The organism is Nostoc sp. DSM 114161, assembly GCF_052692665.1.
This window is the reverse complement of sequence record NZ_CP195141.1, coordinates 8007481-8026137: the sequence shown is the minus strand read 5'-3', so window position 1 is coordinate 8026137 and position 18657 is coordinate 8007481. Positions and strand designations below refer to the sequence as shown.

At 42.9% G+C, this 18657-nt stretch carries 10 protein-coding genes, 1 tRNA gene and 1 pseudogene; 8 read left to right on the top strand and 4 right to left on the bottom strand.

Translation table 11 applies throughout. The features are described 5' to 3' along the window. Positions 1–70: 70 nt before the first annotated feature. On the top strand, positions 71–772 hold the full coding sequence (locus NSTC745_RS33610) for a Uma2 family endonuclease (protein ID WP_445634893.1): 702 nt from the start codon (positions 71–73) through the stop codon (positions 770–772). 223 nt (positions 773–995) lie between these two features. Here NSTC745_RS33610 and NSTC745_RS33605 read toward each other — a convergent pair. After that, positions 996–1580, bottom strand: a pseudogene (locus NSTC745_RS33605) (Uma2 family endonuclease). Between the two features lie 24 nt (positions 1581–1604). Beyond that, positions 1605–4310 (bottom strand): CBS domain-containing protein, encoded by a 2706-nt coding sequence (locus NSTC745_RS33600; protein WP_445638748.1) that lies wholly within the window; start codon positions 4308–4310, stop codon positions 1605–1607. A gap of 228 nt (positions 4311–4538) precedes the next feature. Here NSTC745_RS33600 and psbZ point away from each other — a divergent pair, with 228 nt between their 5' ends. From psbZ to NSTC745_RS33570, 6 genes are all read left to right on the top strand, one after another. Further along, entirely contained in the window at positions 4539–4727 is a 189-nt protein-coding gene (gene psbZ, locus NSTC745_RS33595) for a photosystem II reaction center protein PsbZ (protein ID WP_096537631.1), read from the top strand. Between the two features lie 188 nt (positions 4728–4915). Further along, positions 4916–5494, top strand: coding sequence for a 6,7-dimethyl-8-ribityllumazine synthase (gene ribH / locus NSTC745_RS33590; RefSeq protein WP_445634892.1), 579 nt, complete (start codon positions 4916–4918; stop codon positions 5492–5494). Positions 5495–5864: 370 nt separating this feature from the next. Next, positions 5865–5936, top strand: a tRNA-Gly gene (locus tag NSTC745_RS33585). Positions 5937–7127: 1191 nt separating this feature from the next. Further along, complete coding sequence (locus tag NSTC745_RS33580) at positions 7128–7535, top strand: hypothetical protein (RefSeq protein ID WP_069072751.1); 408 nt, start codon at positions 7128–7130, stop codon at positions 7533–7535. 4 nt (positions 7536–7539) lie between these two features. Continuing rightward, positions 7540–8805 (top strand): glutamate-5-semialdehyde dehydrogenase, encoded by a 1266-nt coding sequence (locus NSTC745_RS33575; RefSeq protein ID WP_445634891.1) that lies wholly within the window; start codon positions 7540–7542, stop codon positions 8803–8805. A gap of 294 nt (positions 8806–9099) precedes the next feature. Beyond that, on the top strand, positions 9100–10671 hold the full coding sequence (locus NSTC745_RS33570; protein ID WP_445634890.1) for an alkaline phosphatase D family protein: 1572 nt from the start codon (positions 9100–9102) through the stop codon (positions 10669–10671). Positions 10672–10806: 135 nt separating this feature from the next. Here the strand turns inward: NSTC745_RS33570 and NSTC745_RS33565 are convergent, their stop codons facing one another. Beyond that, the gene (locus NSTC745_RS33565; protein WP_445634889.1) at positions 10807–14664 is read right to left on the bottom strand and encodes a CHAT domain-containing protein; all 3858 of its coding nucleotides are present in this window, start codon (positions 14662–14664) and stop codon (positions 10807–10809) included. A 594-nt stretch (positions 14665–15258) separates the two neighbouring features. After that, positions 15259–15945, bottom strand: coding sequence for a hypothetical protein (locus tag NSTC745_RS33560; RefSeq protein ID WP_445634888.1), 687 nt, complete (start codon positions 15943–15945; stop codon positions 15259–15261). A gap of 436 nt (positions 15946–16381) precedes the next feature. Between NSTC745_RS33560 and NSTC745_RS33555 the strand changes: the two genes are divergently transcribed. Further along, entirely contained in the window at positions 16382–18646 is a 2265-nt protein-coding gene (locus tag NSTC745_RS33555; protein WP_445634887.1) for a DNA polymerase III subunit gamma/tau, read from the top strand. Positions 18647–18657: the final 11 nt, after the last annotated feature.

The window sequence follows — 18657 nt, the reverse complement described above, 5'->3', positions numbered from 1 at the left end:
CTCAGCTACAGATAGTGATTTACAGCGCTGTTAAAATAAAGGCAAAACTAATTGATGCCAGATTGATTCTATGACCATTGCTCAAGAACTAGAATCTCAACCAGACATCTCAAAAGATGTAATATTTCCTCCCAGCGATTTATGGAGTGATGAGCCTCCCTTGGAAAGCGAGCTGCATCTACGACAAATTATCTTACTTTTACAATCCCTTGAATGGTTGTGGCAAGACAGAAATGATTTTTATGCAGCGGGAAACCTAACTATCTACTACAGTCCACACCAAAAAAAATCAGAATACTTTCGCGGACCAGATTTATTTGTAGTGTTAGGAACGGAACGGAAAGCCCGGAAAAGTTGGGTAGTGTGGGAAGAATATGGCAAATATCCGAATGTAATTTTAGAAATTTTGTCAGAATCAACAGCGAAAACAGACAAAGGTTTAAAAAAACAAATTTATCAAGATAATTTTCGGACACCAAATTATTTTTGGTTTGACCCATATACATTGGAATTTGCGGGATTTAATTTAGTAGATGCAAAATATCAACCTCTACAAGCAAACGAACAAGGATATTTATGGAGCGAACAATTAGGTTTATATTTAGGCATTCATCAGCAATTCTTACGTTTATTCACATCTGATGGACAGTTAGTACCGATACCTGAGGAAGTTGCTGCTCAAGCCCAAGAAGTTGCTGCTCAAGCAGAAGAGAAAGCAGAACGTTTGGCAGCTAAATTACGAGAATTAAATATCGACCCAGATACAATTTAAGATATTACGCATTTAACTTGTACGTTTTTTCAGGTTATGTTGAAGGTTGACGGTTGACCGTTAACATTTAACAAACCTGATGAGTGATTGTGCAATTTATCCGTGTCATACTTTAATAAAGTTTTAATAATTATAAGTGCTAACTATAAATACAGTTTTACAGTCAAATTACAAAAGTTCAATGTAAACTAATATCCAATTTCAAGTACTGCGATCGCATTAATTATTCTTCTATTTCCAAATTAATTCCCTCATAAATATCGCTCAAGCAAATTTGAAAATCTATTGATTCTAGTGATAATAAGGCATCTACTGACTCATATTCAGTCAATACCCATTGGCCTTCAATATTTTTATTAAACTCCTCAACAATGTATTCGTATTGATTAATTATAATATATTCTTGGAATGTCGGAATAGAACGATAAAATCTAAATTTATTAGTTCTATAGTGAGTTTCTGTCAAGTTCGACAGAATTTACACAATCATTAAAGGATTTGTCACTTTGGTAGTACCAGTTCCTTCATATATTGGTTCTCCCTGAATAACCATAACATCAGGATAAGTATAGATACGATAAGGCGGTATCCACAATTTGACATCACCCATGTAGATTTTGTAATTTTTACCTCGCATTTTTATTTTGAAATTTGTACAAAAATTCAAGGCGATCTCATTGTGATTAGTTGTACCACCAGCTATTGGAATAATTTCTCCATCTAGATATTCATTTTTGAATTCTGATTTCTCCTCCAGTTGTAGATATTCTTCGGGAGTGTAGTGTTTTTTTGATGTTTGAATTTGCATAATATTACCTAATTGCAATATCAGTTAGCGAGGATAAGACTGAGTTAAAAACTTCTCTGCTTCTGCTTTATTTTTAATCGTTCCGTCTAAAGTTGCAGCAAGTAAATCATCTAAGATTTGTCGATATTGTGCCCCTGGTTTATAGCCTAATTTTTTTAAGTCATTACCATTTAAAATCGGGCTAATGTTAGCCAAAACAGTCAGGTAATGCCATATTTTCTGCCTGATTACTCGCTGGGTTTGTAAAGCGATTAAAACTAGCATTGGTAAGTCGTACTGGCGGAGAAATTGAACGACTTGACTAGGGCGTTGACAGGCAGGTAAAGATTTCATAACTTCGGCTTCAGCCTGAGCTAAATTCTGTAAGCGTTTAATGCCATCCTCTTGTAATTGCAGATTTTTTGCCACTTTTACCCTATATTGTGGTTCTAAGTGGGCGATTATTGTTTCTAACCGCATTTCCCAGTGAATCAGGGTTTGTTGGGGGTCAAATCGCTGCAAACAGCGTTCTAACAAGCGTAATTGCCGCAGGAGTAATGCATCTAGCTTCAGGGTAGGATGGATGCATTGCAATGCCCCTAAGTTATCGAGTAACTGTAAAGCTGATTTCCAGTAAGGGGCTTCTAAAATGTGTTTTAATTCTGTTTTCAGTCGAGTTTGGAGAGCTGGAGTTTTGCTATTCTCTTGAGCAGTGCGATCGTAAACACCACTGTTGATGGCATAGCGGATAAACTCTTGTGTTTGTGGTTCAATTTCAAAACCGAAGCGCACGGCAAAGCGCACGCCGCGATAAATGCGGGTGGGATCTTCGATAAAGCTGTTGGCGTGTAAAACCCGAATTTGCTTAGCTTGTAAATCCAGTAAACCACCAAAGAAATCGAGTAATTCACCAGCACGGGGAGAAGTTAGGCGCAAAGCTAGGGCGTTAATGGTAAAGTCTCGACGATATAAATCTTGACGAATAGAACTTGCCTCAACTTCTGGATTAGCTGCTGGATAAGGATAAAATTCTGTCCTAGCGGTAGCAATATCCACCCATAGAGAATCTAATTCCGCGTCTTTGTGCCACAGCAAAGCCGCAGTTTGAAAAGCCCCATGAATTTCTAAACGAGCCGTAGGGTAAAGTTGTTGGAGTGCTTTTGCTAATTCCACACCAGCGCCAACATCTGCTGATTTATGAAAGCCATCAACTACAAGGTCAATATCTTTAATCATCAAGTTGCCTGCTGCATCAGCTAACAGCAAGTCCCGTACCGCACCCCCAACAAGATAAAGATGCCAACCACGTTTTTCTGCTTCTTGCGATGCTGTATTCAGTAATTGCCACAGTTGAGGAGCAAGTGAAGATGATACCGAGAGGTTAAGACGCTCTGATGCAAACGGTAAACTAGTACCTACTTCGCCGTGTTCCCGCGTCCCTGTGTCGTCTTCATGTAATTCGCGCAATACATCAGTACGGGTAACAATACCAACTAATTGCCCGTTTTCTAATACTGGCAAGCGCCCGATATCATAAGTTACCATCAGCGCTTCAATTTGTGGCAGTGTCGTGTCTGGTGTAATCGTTTTCAGATTCGTGGTCATGTAGCCTTTAACTGGGGCATGGCTAAATCCGTGATGCAGGGCAATATCGAGATCTCGCCGCGAAATAATACCCACCAATTGCTTTTGGGTATCGACTACAGATAAACCAGAGTGTCCATAGCGTAATAGAATACGTTGGGCTTCGGCAATTGTGGTTTCGGGCAAAATAGTCCGGACAGGAGAAGACATCAAATCTCTGGCAATCGGCGGATGCGGAATTTGGGCTTTTAACGTATTGAGGATCTGCTGTAATGTCGCTTGTGAATCTACTCCTCTTAAGTTCAGCGATGCAGCTTGAGAGTGACCGCCACCACCGTAGAGTTGGAATAATAAATTGAGATTTGTTTTAGGAATTTGCGATCGCCCAATTACTGTTAACCTTGAATCACCATCACCCAAAGGATATTCATTAGCCAACAGGATGGCATCAATTTCAGTTAATTCCAGGAGTTCTGAAGCCAGACTCGATAAACCAGGCACAAAATTATCTGTATTTAAAGTTACCCAGCCAACTGTATATCCGCGCAGACAGATATATTCTAAATTTTCCAGCGCTTTAGTTAATAGCTGCTGCAATTGCAAAGACAATCCCGGATCGCGGTATGTGGAAATTACTGATAAACTAGCACCTTGTTGCATCAACCAAGCCAAAGCTAAAGCATCCCTTGGTGTAGACTGGTCAAAGGTCAAGGAGCCTGTGTCAACATGGATACCTAAAGCCATCACAGTAGCTTCGGCAGGAGTCAGGGAGATTTGCTGTTGTTGCAATTGCTCGACAATTAAAGTTGTCGTAGCTCCTACTGAAGAAATATGCGATCGCGTGGCGGGAATATCCGATTCTTGGCCCAAGTGATGGTCATACAGTATAATCTCTGAGACATTAGGTAAATCTAACCATTCGGCAGCTTTCCCCAGGCGATCGCGCTGTTGCGTATCCACCACAGTCAGCAAACGAATTTTTTCTGCATTCACCGAACGGCGCTCAATTAAGGGATATTCATCCCGATGCAACGCTAAAAAATCCCGTACAGGAGGGTGAGAGCCGCCAGTCAGCACAATCTTGCTTCCTGGTAGTAAGCGCGTTAGTCCTACCGCTGCTCCTAGTGCGTCAAAATCAGCTGTTGTGTGGCAAAGAATTAAATCCATAGTCAAGAGGCATTGGGCATTGGGCATCGGGCATCGGGCATCTGGCATCTGGCATTGGGCATTAAGAGTCATAACAAATGACAAATGACCAATGACCAATGACCAATGACTAATGACCAATGACTAAAGTGTTGTAATTTCTGGTAGCTTAAAAATAAGAAGAAAGTGTTGGTGTCGCCCTTTACGATATTCTATCTTTAGTATTTAGCTGTAGTGGGAGAAGCAAAAATGACCATAATATTCCAATTTGCTTTAATTAGCCTAGTCTTGTTGTCCTTTGTTCTAGTTGTTGGTGTTCCTGTTGCTTACGCCACTCCTCAAAATTGGGTTGAATCTAAAAAGCTCCTTTGGCTTGGTTCTGGTGTCTGGATTGCTTTGGTATTTTTAGTTGGTTTGTTAAACTTTTTTGTCGTCTAGGCAACGGCTTCGCTCTGGCGCAGACACCTAATATAAAAATTAGAGGGGCAGAAAAGCCAAGGTCAAAGGTTAAGGAAAAAAGCAGAAATTTTTTCTATTTTCCTTATTTTTGACTCTGCTTTCCTGCTCCTCTAGATTTAAATAAGAAATGTATATTGGCCAGAAGTATAGTTGATTAAGAGGCAGTCATGGCAGTTTTTGAGGGAACTTTTACTCAAACGGAACCTTTGCGTTTTGCAGTGGTGATTGGTCGATTCAATGACCTGGTTACCGGAAAGCTGCTTGAGGGATGTCAAGATTGCTTAAAACGCCACGGCGTAGACCCCAACCCCCACGGGAATCAGGTAGACTACGTTTGGGTACCGGGAAGTTTTGAAGTCCCTTTAGTAGCTCGTCAACTAGCACTTTCCCATCGTTACGATGCTGTAATTTGTCTTGGGGCAGTGATTCGAGGGCAAACACCCCATTTTGATTACGTGTCTGCGGAGGTTTCTAAAGGTATTGCCGCCGCTAGTTTTCAAACTGGAGTGCCAGTTATTTTTGGAATTTTGACTGTAGACACTATGCAGCAAGCCTTAGAACGGGCAGGCATCAAAGGCAATCATGGTTGGGATTACGCCTTGAATGCCATAGAAATGGCTAGTCTGATGCGGCAACTGCGTTCTAACCTAGCAGAACCATATCCTCTCAATACCCAGTCTTTGCCACCTTCTTTTCCAAATGCCAGCGTCGGCAATTTAACAGTAGAGTCAGAAGAACTAAGTTAGTAATAGGGCATGGGGCATTGGGCAAACAGGGCATTGGGCAAGCAGGAAGTGTGGGAGGGGTGGGAGGTGTGGGAGGAGAGGGAAGCTTTTAAGGGCAGGTTTTTAGGCTTTCGATAAATAGTTGAGAATGTTCTCAATTATTGAACGTAGTTTTAAGTTTTCAGACAATGATTTTGGTTTTAAAATCCCAAAAATTTGTCTAATCAAAAAAACCTGCCCCAGAAAGCACTTCCCTATCCCCCCACACTCCATCATCTCCCCTGCCTCCCCTGCCTCCATACCCCATGCCCCATGCCCTATGCCCAATAATTAATATTAAGGGGTTGACAATTCAGAATAAATCTGAGATATTTATATTTGGTTGATGATTGCGGGTATAGCTCAGTGGTAGAGCGTCACCTTGCCAAGGTGAATGTCGCGCGTTCGAATCGCGTTACCCGCTTCCGAAAAAGGTCTTAGAGTCAAAGATTCTAAGACTTTTTTTATTGCAAGCCTGTCTGCAAACAGGCTTGCTGTCTGACTCCCAAAGTTAACGACGTGAAATATAGCTTACTTGGATGTTGTGCTATGACCAGCAAAAACAAAACCTTTTTCGACTAACGTTGACCAAAACAATTTTCAACTTCTAGTACCCCCAAAGCAGGAAGCAAGCTACGCAATGGGCTAACGCAAATTAAAAACAAGAAATCTCTTAATTGTTTAATTGGTAATTAAGTAACAAGTAGAACCCCCACTCATTATAATTGCGAATTGCGAACTGCGTTGACCTACGATTGATGAAACAGCGACGAGAGTTGAGTTTTTGCTTATCTCCGTGGTACTCTAGTAGTAGTGTAAACCGCTATTTGGCAGACGAAAGTAGCGAGAGTCAGCAAACTTGTCGAAGCGGAAAAGAAAAAAGCTAAAGACCACACTGAAGCTTACAGCAGAACACTGTAATCTCCCGCAAGACACAGCTTCTAAATTAATACCTATTCCCCTATAGAAAGTAGGCGAATCCTGAGGTCTAGGCTTGAACTAGTAAACGTCTTTTGTGCAAGGAGGCAAGGGCTACTGGCAGGGAAAGCATACACGTTACTAAAAGCTAGTGTATGTACTACAGAAAAATGGTCACACAGTAATGGGTGTTTTGGCAATTGACGCTCTGAAAATGCTTGTCAATTGCAAGGAGTAAAAATTGGGGGCGATCCCGATATAAATTTGATAACTGCATACTAAATATATAGTGACCCCAAGAAAAATGAGGGTTTATTATTAGGGTGTTGTTTATCAGCGTAGCGTTCCCAAACGATTTGTTTTAGGAGTGGTAGCTACGTAGGGTTAAAATCATACTAGGTGTGTCAGCACAATGAATGCCCGTAAACGCGACCACATTACGTTTAAAGCGACAGATGGAAAGAATGAGATTTTTAAACAAGATTGCTAGCTATGAGGAAAGACTGCAAACAGATAATCCTCGATTTTAAGGCAATTAGGCTACTTAGAGTTGGGTGCATCTACTTTTGCAATTATGGCGACATTTGTTTTGCCAGCCAACTTATATAAAGTATAAAGAGAGAAGCCCTCAAGGCATTTACCACGGGATCTTATTCCCAGCATTTATGAAAAACACGCTCAAGTTATTAGAACGCTTGTGCAATCTCAAAAACCAGAAAAGATAGACTTCAATACTGAATACCCCTGTCCCTGTCGTCGGCGGGGTCAGTTAATTCCGATTACGTTGACAGAAGCATTTGGTTGCGATCGCTGTCAGCAAATCTTTGTAGTGGAAGATAATGGTCATGTCCTAGAACAGCTTTCTACCACCTATCCTTACAAGCGAGCTTGGCGTTGGATGGGAAATAGTTGGCACGTTGTCCATCCTCGTTTGGGAGAAAGCTATCTGCCTATAGCACTTGGCATTATTTTCGTGCTAGTGATTATATGGCTGCCATTAGCACTGCGATTGGCAAATAGTTCCAGCATTATTGCTTGGGCAATGGTAGCGGTGCTGTTGGCTATCCTGCCAGCACTGATGGTCTGGCTTACTTACAGACGTTAACTCAATGACTGTTGAAGTTTTGGACGAACGCCCCGAACCAATTAGTATTGCTCAACGAGCGTATCAAGCTTCCCTAAAATTGGGGATCACCAAGGGAGCAGACCGCAGCCGTGCGGTATTGGCGATGGCACGGGCGCTTGAGCGCTCATTTGACGACATTCTGGAAGCCAATACCTTGGATTTAGAAGCCAGTCGGGAAATGGCAGTGCCAGAGTTGATATTAGACTGGCTAAAGCTGACCCCCACCAGGCTAGAGACGACCGTGGACATTTTACAACGGTTGGGGGAACTATCAGATCCGCTGCGGCGCGTCAGGAATGCTGATTACCAATTGGAAGATTCCCAAAGTTACTCCCAGTTAATGCCCTTAGGAACGATTGGGTTTATTTATGAAGCATTTCCCGATTTAGGGGCGATCGCAGCGGGTTTTTGTATCAAAACTGGTAATAGTATCATTCTCAAAGGCAGTACTGAAGCCAGCCATTCTAACGAGGCCATTGCTTCAGTACTGCAAACTGCACTCGCCGAAGTTGGTTTACCAATGGGCTGCCTAGAACTAATCGCAGCCGAACATGGCGCTTCAATTAGGGATTTAGTCACCCAAGACGAGTATGTGAATTTAGTGATTCCCTACGGACGTTCCAGCCTGGTGCAGCAGGTGGTAAGACAGTCAACTTGCCCAGTCTTAAAATCAGCAATGGGTAATTCTTATCTCTACTGGTCGCTAAATGCCAGCTTGGAGATGGTGCGCTGGATGATTCTTGATAGCCATCAAAGCGAACCAGATCCAGTCAATGCCATTGAAAAAGTGCTGATTCATCGTCAAGCCCTGCCATCATCCTTAGCAGTTCTGTGGAACAGCTTAATGGAAAAAGGCTTTGAAATAAAAGGCGACGCAGAACTAGTAGAAGCCTTTCCCCAATTGCAATTGGTGAAGGAAAACGAATGGGGAAACCCTTATTTAACTAGGACAGTAGCTTTTAAACTGGTGGATAGCTTAGAAGCTGCGATCGCTTGGATTAATCAATACAGCAGCGGCCATGCCGACTGTATCGTGACTGAATCCTACCAAGAAAGTCGGCAGTTTGCTTTAGGAGTTAACAGCGCTTCCACCTACATCAACAGTTCCCCGCGTTTTTCTCGCAACCCCTCAAGGGGAGATTCAGTATTTCTCGGTATGTCTAACCAAAAAGGTCATCGCCGCGGATTTATCAGCCTGGAAACCTTGACCACCGTTAAGCACATCGTTCAGGGGAATGGCAGGTTTTAGCATGGGGCATGGGGATAAGGAGGCAGGGGAAAAGGTTAAAGGTTAAAGGGAAAAGGAATAAATTCAGTCTTTTCCCCTTACCCCTTTCCCTTTCCCCATACTCAATGCCCTATGCCCCAATAGAATTTTAAACTTAACATAATCTTAATTTCCGCTTGATCCTGGGTTGGTAGGTTTCTTGTGTTTGGTTGAGCAGCAAGTGGGAGAGAAGCCAAATCAAGTCATTGCTTATACTTTTGGCATCTCAACTTCAACAAATTCGCCAACCGTATCTAGATCTGAGTAAAGGTGAATATGGAATTTATGGATTGCGATACCCTGCTGGCAAATCGGTGCAGACGGCGGAGTTTTTTGCTGGGTGCAGGATTATTAACGGGGTTAACAGTAGCTAGCCAATGGCATCCGGTACTCGCTAATTCTAGGTTTTCTGGTTATCCGTTCAGTCTTGGTGTGGCTTCTGGCGATCCTTTACCGGATGGGGTTGTGATTTGGACGAGGCTGGCTCCTAATCCTCTCAATGGAGGCGGGATGCCTTTCGTAAATGTGCCAGTGCGGTGGCAAGTTGCCCTTGATCAAAAGATGAGACAGGTAGTGCGTCGAGGAACAGTGCTAGCTACACCAGAGTTAGCACACTCAGTACATGTTGATGTCCGTGGACTAGACCCTGACCGTTGGTACTGGTATCAATTTCAAGCGGGTAGAGAAGTTAGCCCCATTGGGCGGACTCGCACAGCACCAGCATCTTATGACTATATCTCACAACTAAATTTTGCTTTTGTTTCTTGCCAAGACTGGCAAAATGGCTACTATACGGCTTATCGGTATTTAGCTGAGGAAAACCTCGACCTTGTGGTTCATCTCGGTGATTATATTTACGAATACGGGCCACAACCTGGCGGCCCACGCCAGCATAACAGCCCGGAAATTATAACTCTTGCCGACTACCGCAATCGCCACGCCTTGTATAAAACTGACCCAAATCTTCAAGCTGCTCATGCTGCTTTTCCTTGGATTGTCACTTGGGACGACCATGAAGTTGATAACAACTACGCCAATTTAATTCCTGAAGACAACCAAACCCAAGAAGCTTTTAAGAAACGGCGAGCCAATGCTTACCAGGCTTATTACGAACACATGCCTCTGCGTCAGTCTTCATTGCCCAAAGGCCCAAACGCGCAGCTTTATCGGCGGTTCACTTTCGGTAATTTAGTTGAGTTCAACGTATTAGACACCAGACAGTATCGCACTGACCAACCTTGCGACGATGGACTCAAACCACGTTGTCCCCAAGCTTTTGATACCAATGCGACGATGACTGGCTCAGAACAAGAGCAGTGGTTACTAAAGGGCTTAGACAAATCGCGATCGCGTTGGAATGCGATCGCTCAACAGACTATGTTGGCAGAGTACAATTTTAATAGCAATCCCGATGCTGGCGTGTTCAATGTAGATCAGTGGGACGGCTATGTGGCTGCACGTAATCGGCTTTTAAATTTTCTCAACCAGCGCAAACCCTCCAATCCAGTGGTAATTACCGGAGACATCCATTCTAGTTGGGTACACGACCTAAAGCTGGATTTTAGTAATCCAAAATCACCAACAGTAGGCACTGAGTTCGTAGGAACCTCAATTACCTCTGATTTTCCCACAGGATTTATCGCTCCAGTTAAAGCTGCCCTACCGAATAATCCTCATACTAAGTTCTTTGATGGTGCTTTCCGGGGATATGTTCGCTGCCAGCTTACCCCACAAACTTGGCAAAGTGACTACCGAGTTGTATCCAGCATCGTGGATTTAAATGCTTCTGTCAAAACCCTAGCTTCCTTTGTAGTCCAAAACGGACAACCAGGAGCGTATTCAATTTAGGGACTGGGGAGATGGAGAGATAGAGAAGTGTGGGGAGTGTGGGGAGTGTGGGGGGAAAGATTTCTTCCCTATCCTCCCACACCTCCCACCCCTCCCACACTTCCTACTTGCCCAATGCCCAATGCCCAATCCCTTCTAATTCGGCTTCCCTGTAATCGTGAATGCTGCCCAATAGTAAGGATGATTATAAAGTTTTTTATCTGATGTCATCTTGCTATTCCTATATAATTGTGTTGCTAAATAGGCTCTAATTCGTACTTCCTCAGGATGCAAATTATTAAGTATATCTTCATACCATTTTGTCAGTTCTCCAGCAGTTAGTTCTTTGAGCCATAGTGTTGCTTCAGCTAAGGCTGTAACTGCTGATTTATCGGGTTGTAATCTTCGGTAAAATTCTATGATTACCAAAGCGCTAGCGGAAGACTCTACAGTCCAGAGAGTACTTACGACATGAGGAACGCCTTGATTTAAAAAACCATTAACTAAAGTCACATATTCGCTACTGGTGATGTACGTGCTGGTAGTGGCATTTTCACAGGCAGACAGAGTAACAAGGTTATAACTTGCTAAATTGTGTTGACAAATCTCTTCTAAAGTGAATTTATCTTCACCTGCTAATGCCAATTCTGATTTTTTCGGTTCGCTTAAATTATTAGTGGCATAACCAGTAAAATGAAAAATATTGTAGTTATCAAGTAATGCATTTTCGACAATATCTTTAGTAGCCTGTGCGCCCTGAATTCGCTGGTTATTAACAAATATTTCGCTGACAATTTCTGATTCCAGCTTGGCAAATTTTAGTGCGGGATAACCTGCACTTTCAGGATATTCAACACTGAGTAATAACTGATTTTGCCACGGCAATATATCTTGATTTTTTATTGATAAACCTATTTGGGCGCTAGGCAAATAAGTAACGGTGAAATTTGACTCGATATTTGGTAAATTTTCCTCTGATTGAGAAGATATATGAAAAAGGGTATGAATAGGCAATCTGTACAAATCGCGGTGAGGAATTAAAATCAGTTGGGTGATGCCTTCAAGTTCTTGAGCAATTGTGGAAATATTCAAAATTTCATAAAGCTGCAACAGCTTTTGTTCCATATCCACTCGCCAAGGATGCTGAGTTTTACTTTCTTTATCTTGGGCTGTGATGCGATATTCTTGGTATTGTTGATGCCAATCTTCTAGCCAATTTTCAAATTCAATCAAGCGTCGTACTGCTTCGGGTAGGGGCAATTCATTAAGACGAATGGTCTCTTCTCCTAAAGCGATCGCCCCAACATCTTGAATGGGTGTAAACAGTAGAATCGGTGATGGCGCTTGGTCTTTGAGAATGAAAGTTTGTAGGGCTACCGGACTAATATGCCAGTAAATAATTGCTGTTGTAGGATTAAATAATTTTTGAATTGCACCATAATGAGGCGAATAAATATTATCATCCCAGCCAAAAAGCAGCCAATTTAAACAAGCATTTTTACCTTGTTCGGCAATTTCCCAGGCTTCTACCACATCACCGTAATCAACAGCTAAATCAACTGCCAGTTGATCGAAGCCTACAAATTTCAAAGCTAATTGTTTTTTACTTTCTTCTGAACGAGTTTCTTCATTGAGTAATTGTTGCAATAAATCTCTACCTCGTTGCAGTAATTCTTGAAGTTGTGTTGTTTGTCCCAAACCCATCAGCACTTTGCTTAGGGATTGCAAAACTTCTAAATGCAACAGGGGAAAATATTCTAAGGTGAGGGTTAACAGCGCTTGATGGTACTCGGATGCAGCTTTACGCCAATAATCGCGGGGATTAGGCTGTTCTTTACCTCGATCGTAATAAGTATTACCGATCGCTACATGCAATCTACCCCAACCTTCTGGGTGAGTATCTGTACGCAGATGCTTTAACCCTTCTTCATAGGTTGCTAATTTACCTTCGTAGCCTACCTGTTGTAAGGTGGAATTTGTTGCTGTAATACTACTCGACAAATTCCGCAACAAATCAGCATCCACTAAATTACCGACGGCGGTTCCCCTACCAATCCAAGCTTCCCAGTAATCTTGTTTAATTTGCAAAGCGTTGTCATAACAAACGACCGCTTCGGTAAATTGTTCTAAATAAAACAATGCTACTGCTTGATTATACCAGGCTAAGTGGAAGTCGGGTTTAATGGCGATCGCTTGCCGATAAGAAGTGATGGCTTCTTCGCGGTGTCCTAAGTTATCTAACGCCACACCCCGGTTGTACCAAGCTAAATAAAAGTCGGCTTGAACTGAAAGTGCTTTGTCCCAAGAAGCGATCGCATCTGACCACCGTCCTAAGTTAAACAACACTACACCCCGGTCTATCCACACTTCGTGGTAGTCTGGGTCAATTTCTAGGGCCCTGTCGTAAGATGTAATCGCTTCTTCAAATTGTTCGCCTACGGCTAGTGCTATGCCTCGGTGATACCAATTTTCTTGGTCTTGTGGTTGTAGTTCAATTGCTTGGTCGTAACTAGAAATTGCTTCCCGTAGCCAGCCTAACTTCAGCAGTGCTAAACCTTTACTAGACCAAGCTTCCTGGTAGTCTGGCTTGATTTCTAAAGCTTTATCAAAGGAAGCGATCGCTTCTTCAAAGTATCCTAGTTCTCCTAGAGTTCCACCCCGATAATACCAAGCTTTGTAAAAGTCGGGTTTGAGTTGGATGGCTGTTTCATAAGCTGCGATCGCTTCTTCATAACGTTCTAAATGAAACAGCGTCAAGCCCCGATTAAACCAATATTCCCAAAATTCCGGTTGCAGTTCAATGGCTTGGTCGTAAGATGCGATCGCGCCTGACAAATCGCCTGTTTTCGCTTGTTGAAGACCTTGATAAAACCAAGCTTGAGCTTGGTTAATAGGATCGTTGCCATAGCGCTCAATAATACTTGAAGAAGTGCTGCTTTGAACTGCCAAATTAGAAGCAAGTTGCTGCACTAAATTGCTACTTTGATCCAACCTCACCCATAACTCATCTAAGGTATTTGCCACATTTGGCTCTAAATTCGCTAAAGTGCTATCCCAGGTTTGTTCTGAGCCAGTTAATGCTAATTCACTCTTTTGCTTAGGAGGAACCAGATTTGCTGCTGTTTTAGTTTGAGTATCTTCCTCTTCATCGTCCCACCTGAGCTGAGTTAATGTAGCGATCGAATCTTTTGCTGGGGGGAGAGGGAGATTTTCAGATATTGCGCTTTGGGTGTCTTCTACTTGATACTCCAATACCACTTCCTCTAAATCCTCGGCCGATACTTGTTCGACAAAAGCATTTTCAGGTACTGGCGTTACTGGTTGGGTATCCGGGCCATCATACTCCCATAACTCTTCGCCTAAATTACGGATTAAGTCTTGTCCCGGCGAAGTTACGATAATTTCCTCATCATTTGTATTTTCTGTGACATCTGGCTCATCGTACTCCCATAACCGTTCCCCTAAGTCGAGGATCGGTTCTCGATCGGGAGTATTTTGTGTGACATCTGGCTCATCGTACTCCCATAACTGTTCCCCTAAGTCGCGGATCAGTTCTTGGCCAGGAGTCAATTCGACTAGATTTTCTGCCTGATTGTCCTCATCTTCTATTTCTGTGGGTAAGTTTTGCATCAGCCGTATGCCAATCTCATAGGCAACATCTCCAATTGTGCCGATACCAAGTTCTCGCAGCTGTACCATCTGTATTGCTAACTGCGGATTCGGTGTGGGTGAAGCTAGCAAGCTTTCGCCAAACGTCACCAACCAATCTACCCAGCGTTCAGCCGGAATGCGATTTTCGATTCGTTGCAGATACCTCAATGCCCACTGGCGTCCTCGTCCTCGATCCACACCTTCTAACAATTGAATAAACAATTGTTCCAAATCAGCATCGGTTAGTTCCGGTAGAATTTCTACCAGATTGTGTCCTCTTGCACCCTTGAAAGAACGAGTCTGCTTAGTTGCAATGAGGCGTTTTAAAAACCTTTTAAGCGACTGAGATATCCGCCTGAGCATCTGCCACACTCTTGGATTTTGTTTTTCTAGATTGTAGCCATCGTTGTGTTAAAAAAGTCATGAATTACGTGAAAACCCATTATATCCGTACAATGATTCTGTGGCAGGCTAGCAAAAAATACACAAAAGGTCAAGAATATAGTATTATAACGCTACAATTCCAAAACTCAACTCTAGAGTTTTGCAGCCCTGATACCACCGTGTCAGTTTTCCTGAAGAATACAGTTGCAAGAATGTAGGCAATGCAGCGAGTTCTGTTGACCGTGGCAATTTTAAATTTTAGATTATTTCGCTACTCATGGACAGAAGCAAGCTACATACCCTGTCATACCAATTCAAAATTAAAAATGACGCTCGCGGACTCGCTAACGCTGCGCTAACAAAATTCAAAATTAAGAAACCAAGAATTAGTAAGGCTTTCAGGGTTTGCATCTGTCTCATTATTTTAGTGAATCGGTGTCACTTGTAGGTGGAAAATCCAAAAATTTAGTTGCTCTTTAATTCCAGAAAGGACAGGATTCATTACTATTGCTTGTTGTCTCAACCCTCTTGCCTGCGCGTTGGCGCAGCCTATCCTAGAGAAGCGCTTGGTGATTAATTTTCTGTTTGCTCTGTAGTCGATTGACCGCCGGAATATAATTGACTAATTAATGCCTGTACCAGAACTTGTGGATCGTCGGTTTCAACAGCCAACTGCTGGGCAATCTGATGGCGTAAATTTTCATCCTGCTGCAACATCACAAATAGTTCTTCTAGGGTGACAGTTTGATATTCTCCCTCTGGCAAATTTTCTTCTTCATATGCTTCCTGGGATACTGGGACGGCTGGCGGAGATGGCAAAGTAGTACTCACAGCATCTGGCCCTTCATATTCCCAAACTGGTTCGCCTTGATTGCGTTTTAATAACTGCATCCCGATATTATAGGCAACATCTGTGATTTCTCCGATGCCCAACTCACCCAGTTGTACCAACCGCGCAGCCATTTCATTGTTAGGCGTAGGCGATGCTAGCAACTTGTCACCAAAGCGTCTCAACCACTCGACCCAGCGTTCGGTTGTAATGCGATGTTCAATATTATGCAGCCATTTGCGTGCCCAAGCTTCACCTCGTGCTTGATGTACTCCTTGCAACAGTTCGTTGAAAAGAAATTCCAGATCCGTATCAGTTAGAGGTGGCGCTGGTTGTTTTTGCACATTCCCCCTAGCTTTTGAGGCAGTCTGTTTTCCACCAAATAAGCTCCGAAAAAGCTTTTTGAGCCATTGAACTAGCCGCTTGAACATCTGCTGCACCATTGAGTGTTGTTTATCCTTAAGATTGTAGCGATCGCATCGCGCTATGGCGTTACTTCCGTCAAGAAAATTCTTTTGGGCATGGGGTATGGGGCATACAAAGAGGACAAGGGGAAAAGGGGAAAGATTAAATTTATTCCTTTTCCCTTTAACCTTTAACCTTTTCCCCTAACCAATGCCCTATGCCCAATTTTTAGAACAAATGTACTAAATGGTATGCTATAATTCGGATGCATCGATGGTGAAATCATAAAAATATGTTCTCTTGGCTTGCTTCTCTTAGTGCCAAAATTTACAGATTAAATATAGTGCAATTGGTATGGCAACATCGACAAATAAAGCAGGTGCAAGAGATTAAAATAATTGAATCCAAAATTCGACTCGGTGCTATTAATCAACATTAAAAGGCATTGAAGTCCATATTTCCATGTCTTACGAACCCCTGCACCACAAGTATCGCCCCAAGAGTTTTGCTCAACTGGTAGGGCAAGAGGCGATCGCCACTACCCTCACTAATGCGATCGGTACATCCAAAATCGCCCCCGCCTATTTATTCACCGGGCCTAGAGGTACGGGGAAAACTTCTAGTGCGCGAATTCTGGCTAAATCTCTTAATTGTCTCAAAAGTGACAAGCCCACCGCCGACCCCTGCGGCGTCTGTAATGTTTGTCTGGGAATTACCAAAGGCTATTCGTTAGATGTAATTGAAATTGACGCGGCAAGCAATACTGGTGTCGATAATATCCGCGAGTTGATTGAAAAAGCTCAGTTTGCTCCTGTGGAGTGTCGCTATAAGGTTTATGTGATTGATGAATGCCATATGCTCAGTAATCAGGCATTCAACGCGTTATTAAAAACACTAGAAGAACCGCCAAAGCACGTAGTTTTTGTATTGGCAACAACAGACCCACAACGGGTATTACCGACAATTATTTCACGTTGTCAGCGGTTTGATTTTAGACGTATTCAGCTAGAGGCGATGATTAAGCATTTAAGTGCGATCGCCTCTAAAGAAAACATTAATATTTCACCGGATGCTGTAACTTTAGTAGCCCAACTTTCTCAGGGGGGTTTACGGGATGCCGAAAGTTTGCTGGATCAGTTGGCTTTATTAACGGGTGAAGTGACGCCTGATAAAGTTTGGGATTTGGTAGGGACGGTAAGCGAACAAGACTTATTAAAGCTTTTAAATGCGATCGCTCAAGACAAACCAGAAGCAGTTCTTGAATATACGCACCACATTTTAGATCGCGGTCGAGAACCGCTGACTATTCTGCAAAATCTCGCTGCTTTTTATCGCGATTTATTGATTGCTAAAACAGCACCCAATCGCCATGATTTAGTTACTTGTACTCAGCAAACTTGGAAAGCATTGGTAGAGTTTGCCCAAAACTGGCACACAAGCATGATTTTGGCAGGACAAGAACGCCTGCGAACAGCTGAAGTGCAAATCAAAAACAGCACCCAGCCGCGTTTGTGGTTGGAGGTAACAATATTAGGACTGTTACCCAGTGCAACGAATATTCAACCACAAGCCTCAATACCGCAACAAGTTCATACACCTTATATATCTCCAAACTATTCTCCAGCAGTTGCCCACAATCATTCAGTCTCTTCCCTACCTTTAACTAATGGGCAAACAAATCGCAATTCTGCCAACCATCATCAACCAGCGGCCCCAAATCACACCGTGACATCATCTACCCCAGATGATAGGCAAACAAATCGCAATTCTGCCAACCATCATCAACCAGCGGTCCCAAATCACACCGTGACATCATCTATCCCAGATGATGGGCAAACAAATCGCAATTCTGGCAACCATCATCAACCAGTTGCCCCAAATCACACCGTGACATCATCTACCCCAGATGATGGGCAAACAGATCGCAATTCTGCCAACCATCATCAACCAGCGGCCCCAAATCACACCGTGACATCATCTACCCCAGATGATGGGCAAATAAACCACAATTGTGTTAATAACTCGGTTTCATTACCAACGCCAGAACCCGTAATGTCTGAGAAAAGCGAACCAGCTACCTCAGAAGTTGTTGAAACGCCGCAATACGACTTAACTCAAGTTTGGCAGCAGGTACTCGCTAACTTCCAACCAATCTCAAGGCGAGAACTGCTACGTCAAATGTGTCAACTCATCGAATTCGATGGGACAGTGGCTCATATTGCCATTAAACAGGCATGGTATGAAAAAGTTAAATCCGATCTACCTGTAATTGTCACGGCTTTCCAGCAGACTTTCCAACGTGAAGTTAAGGTAAATCTGGAAAAAGGAACTTCATTAAACTCTACCCCAGCCAAAAAAGCTCCTGTACGGCAAGATTCTATTCGCCCTCAGCAACCACCTACTCTCATTTCTAATGGGCAAATTCCGCCTCCAGCACCAGTACCACAGCCAGCTAATCCACAACCAGCACCAACACCACCAGTAAAAACTGAGTCAGCATCCAGAAACGGCAATGGGGTGAATGGAAATGGTGTAAAACCTTTGCCTTCACCACCAACCCAAGCGCCCCCACCTAATTGGGAACCGGATGAGGTGGCGATCGCAGCTCAACGTTTGGCAGAATTTTTCAACGGTCAAATTATCCGCTTCGCAGATGATTCAACAGAATTTTCTGATTCAATGGCTACACCTGAATGGGTAGAAGAATCAGAAGTTGATGATGAATAAATTGGGCATTG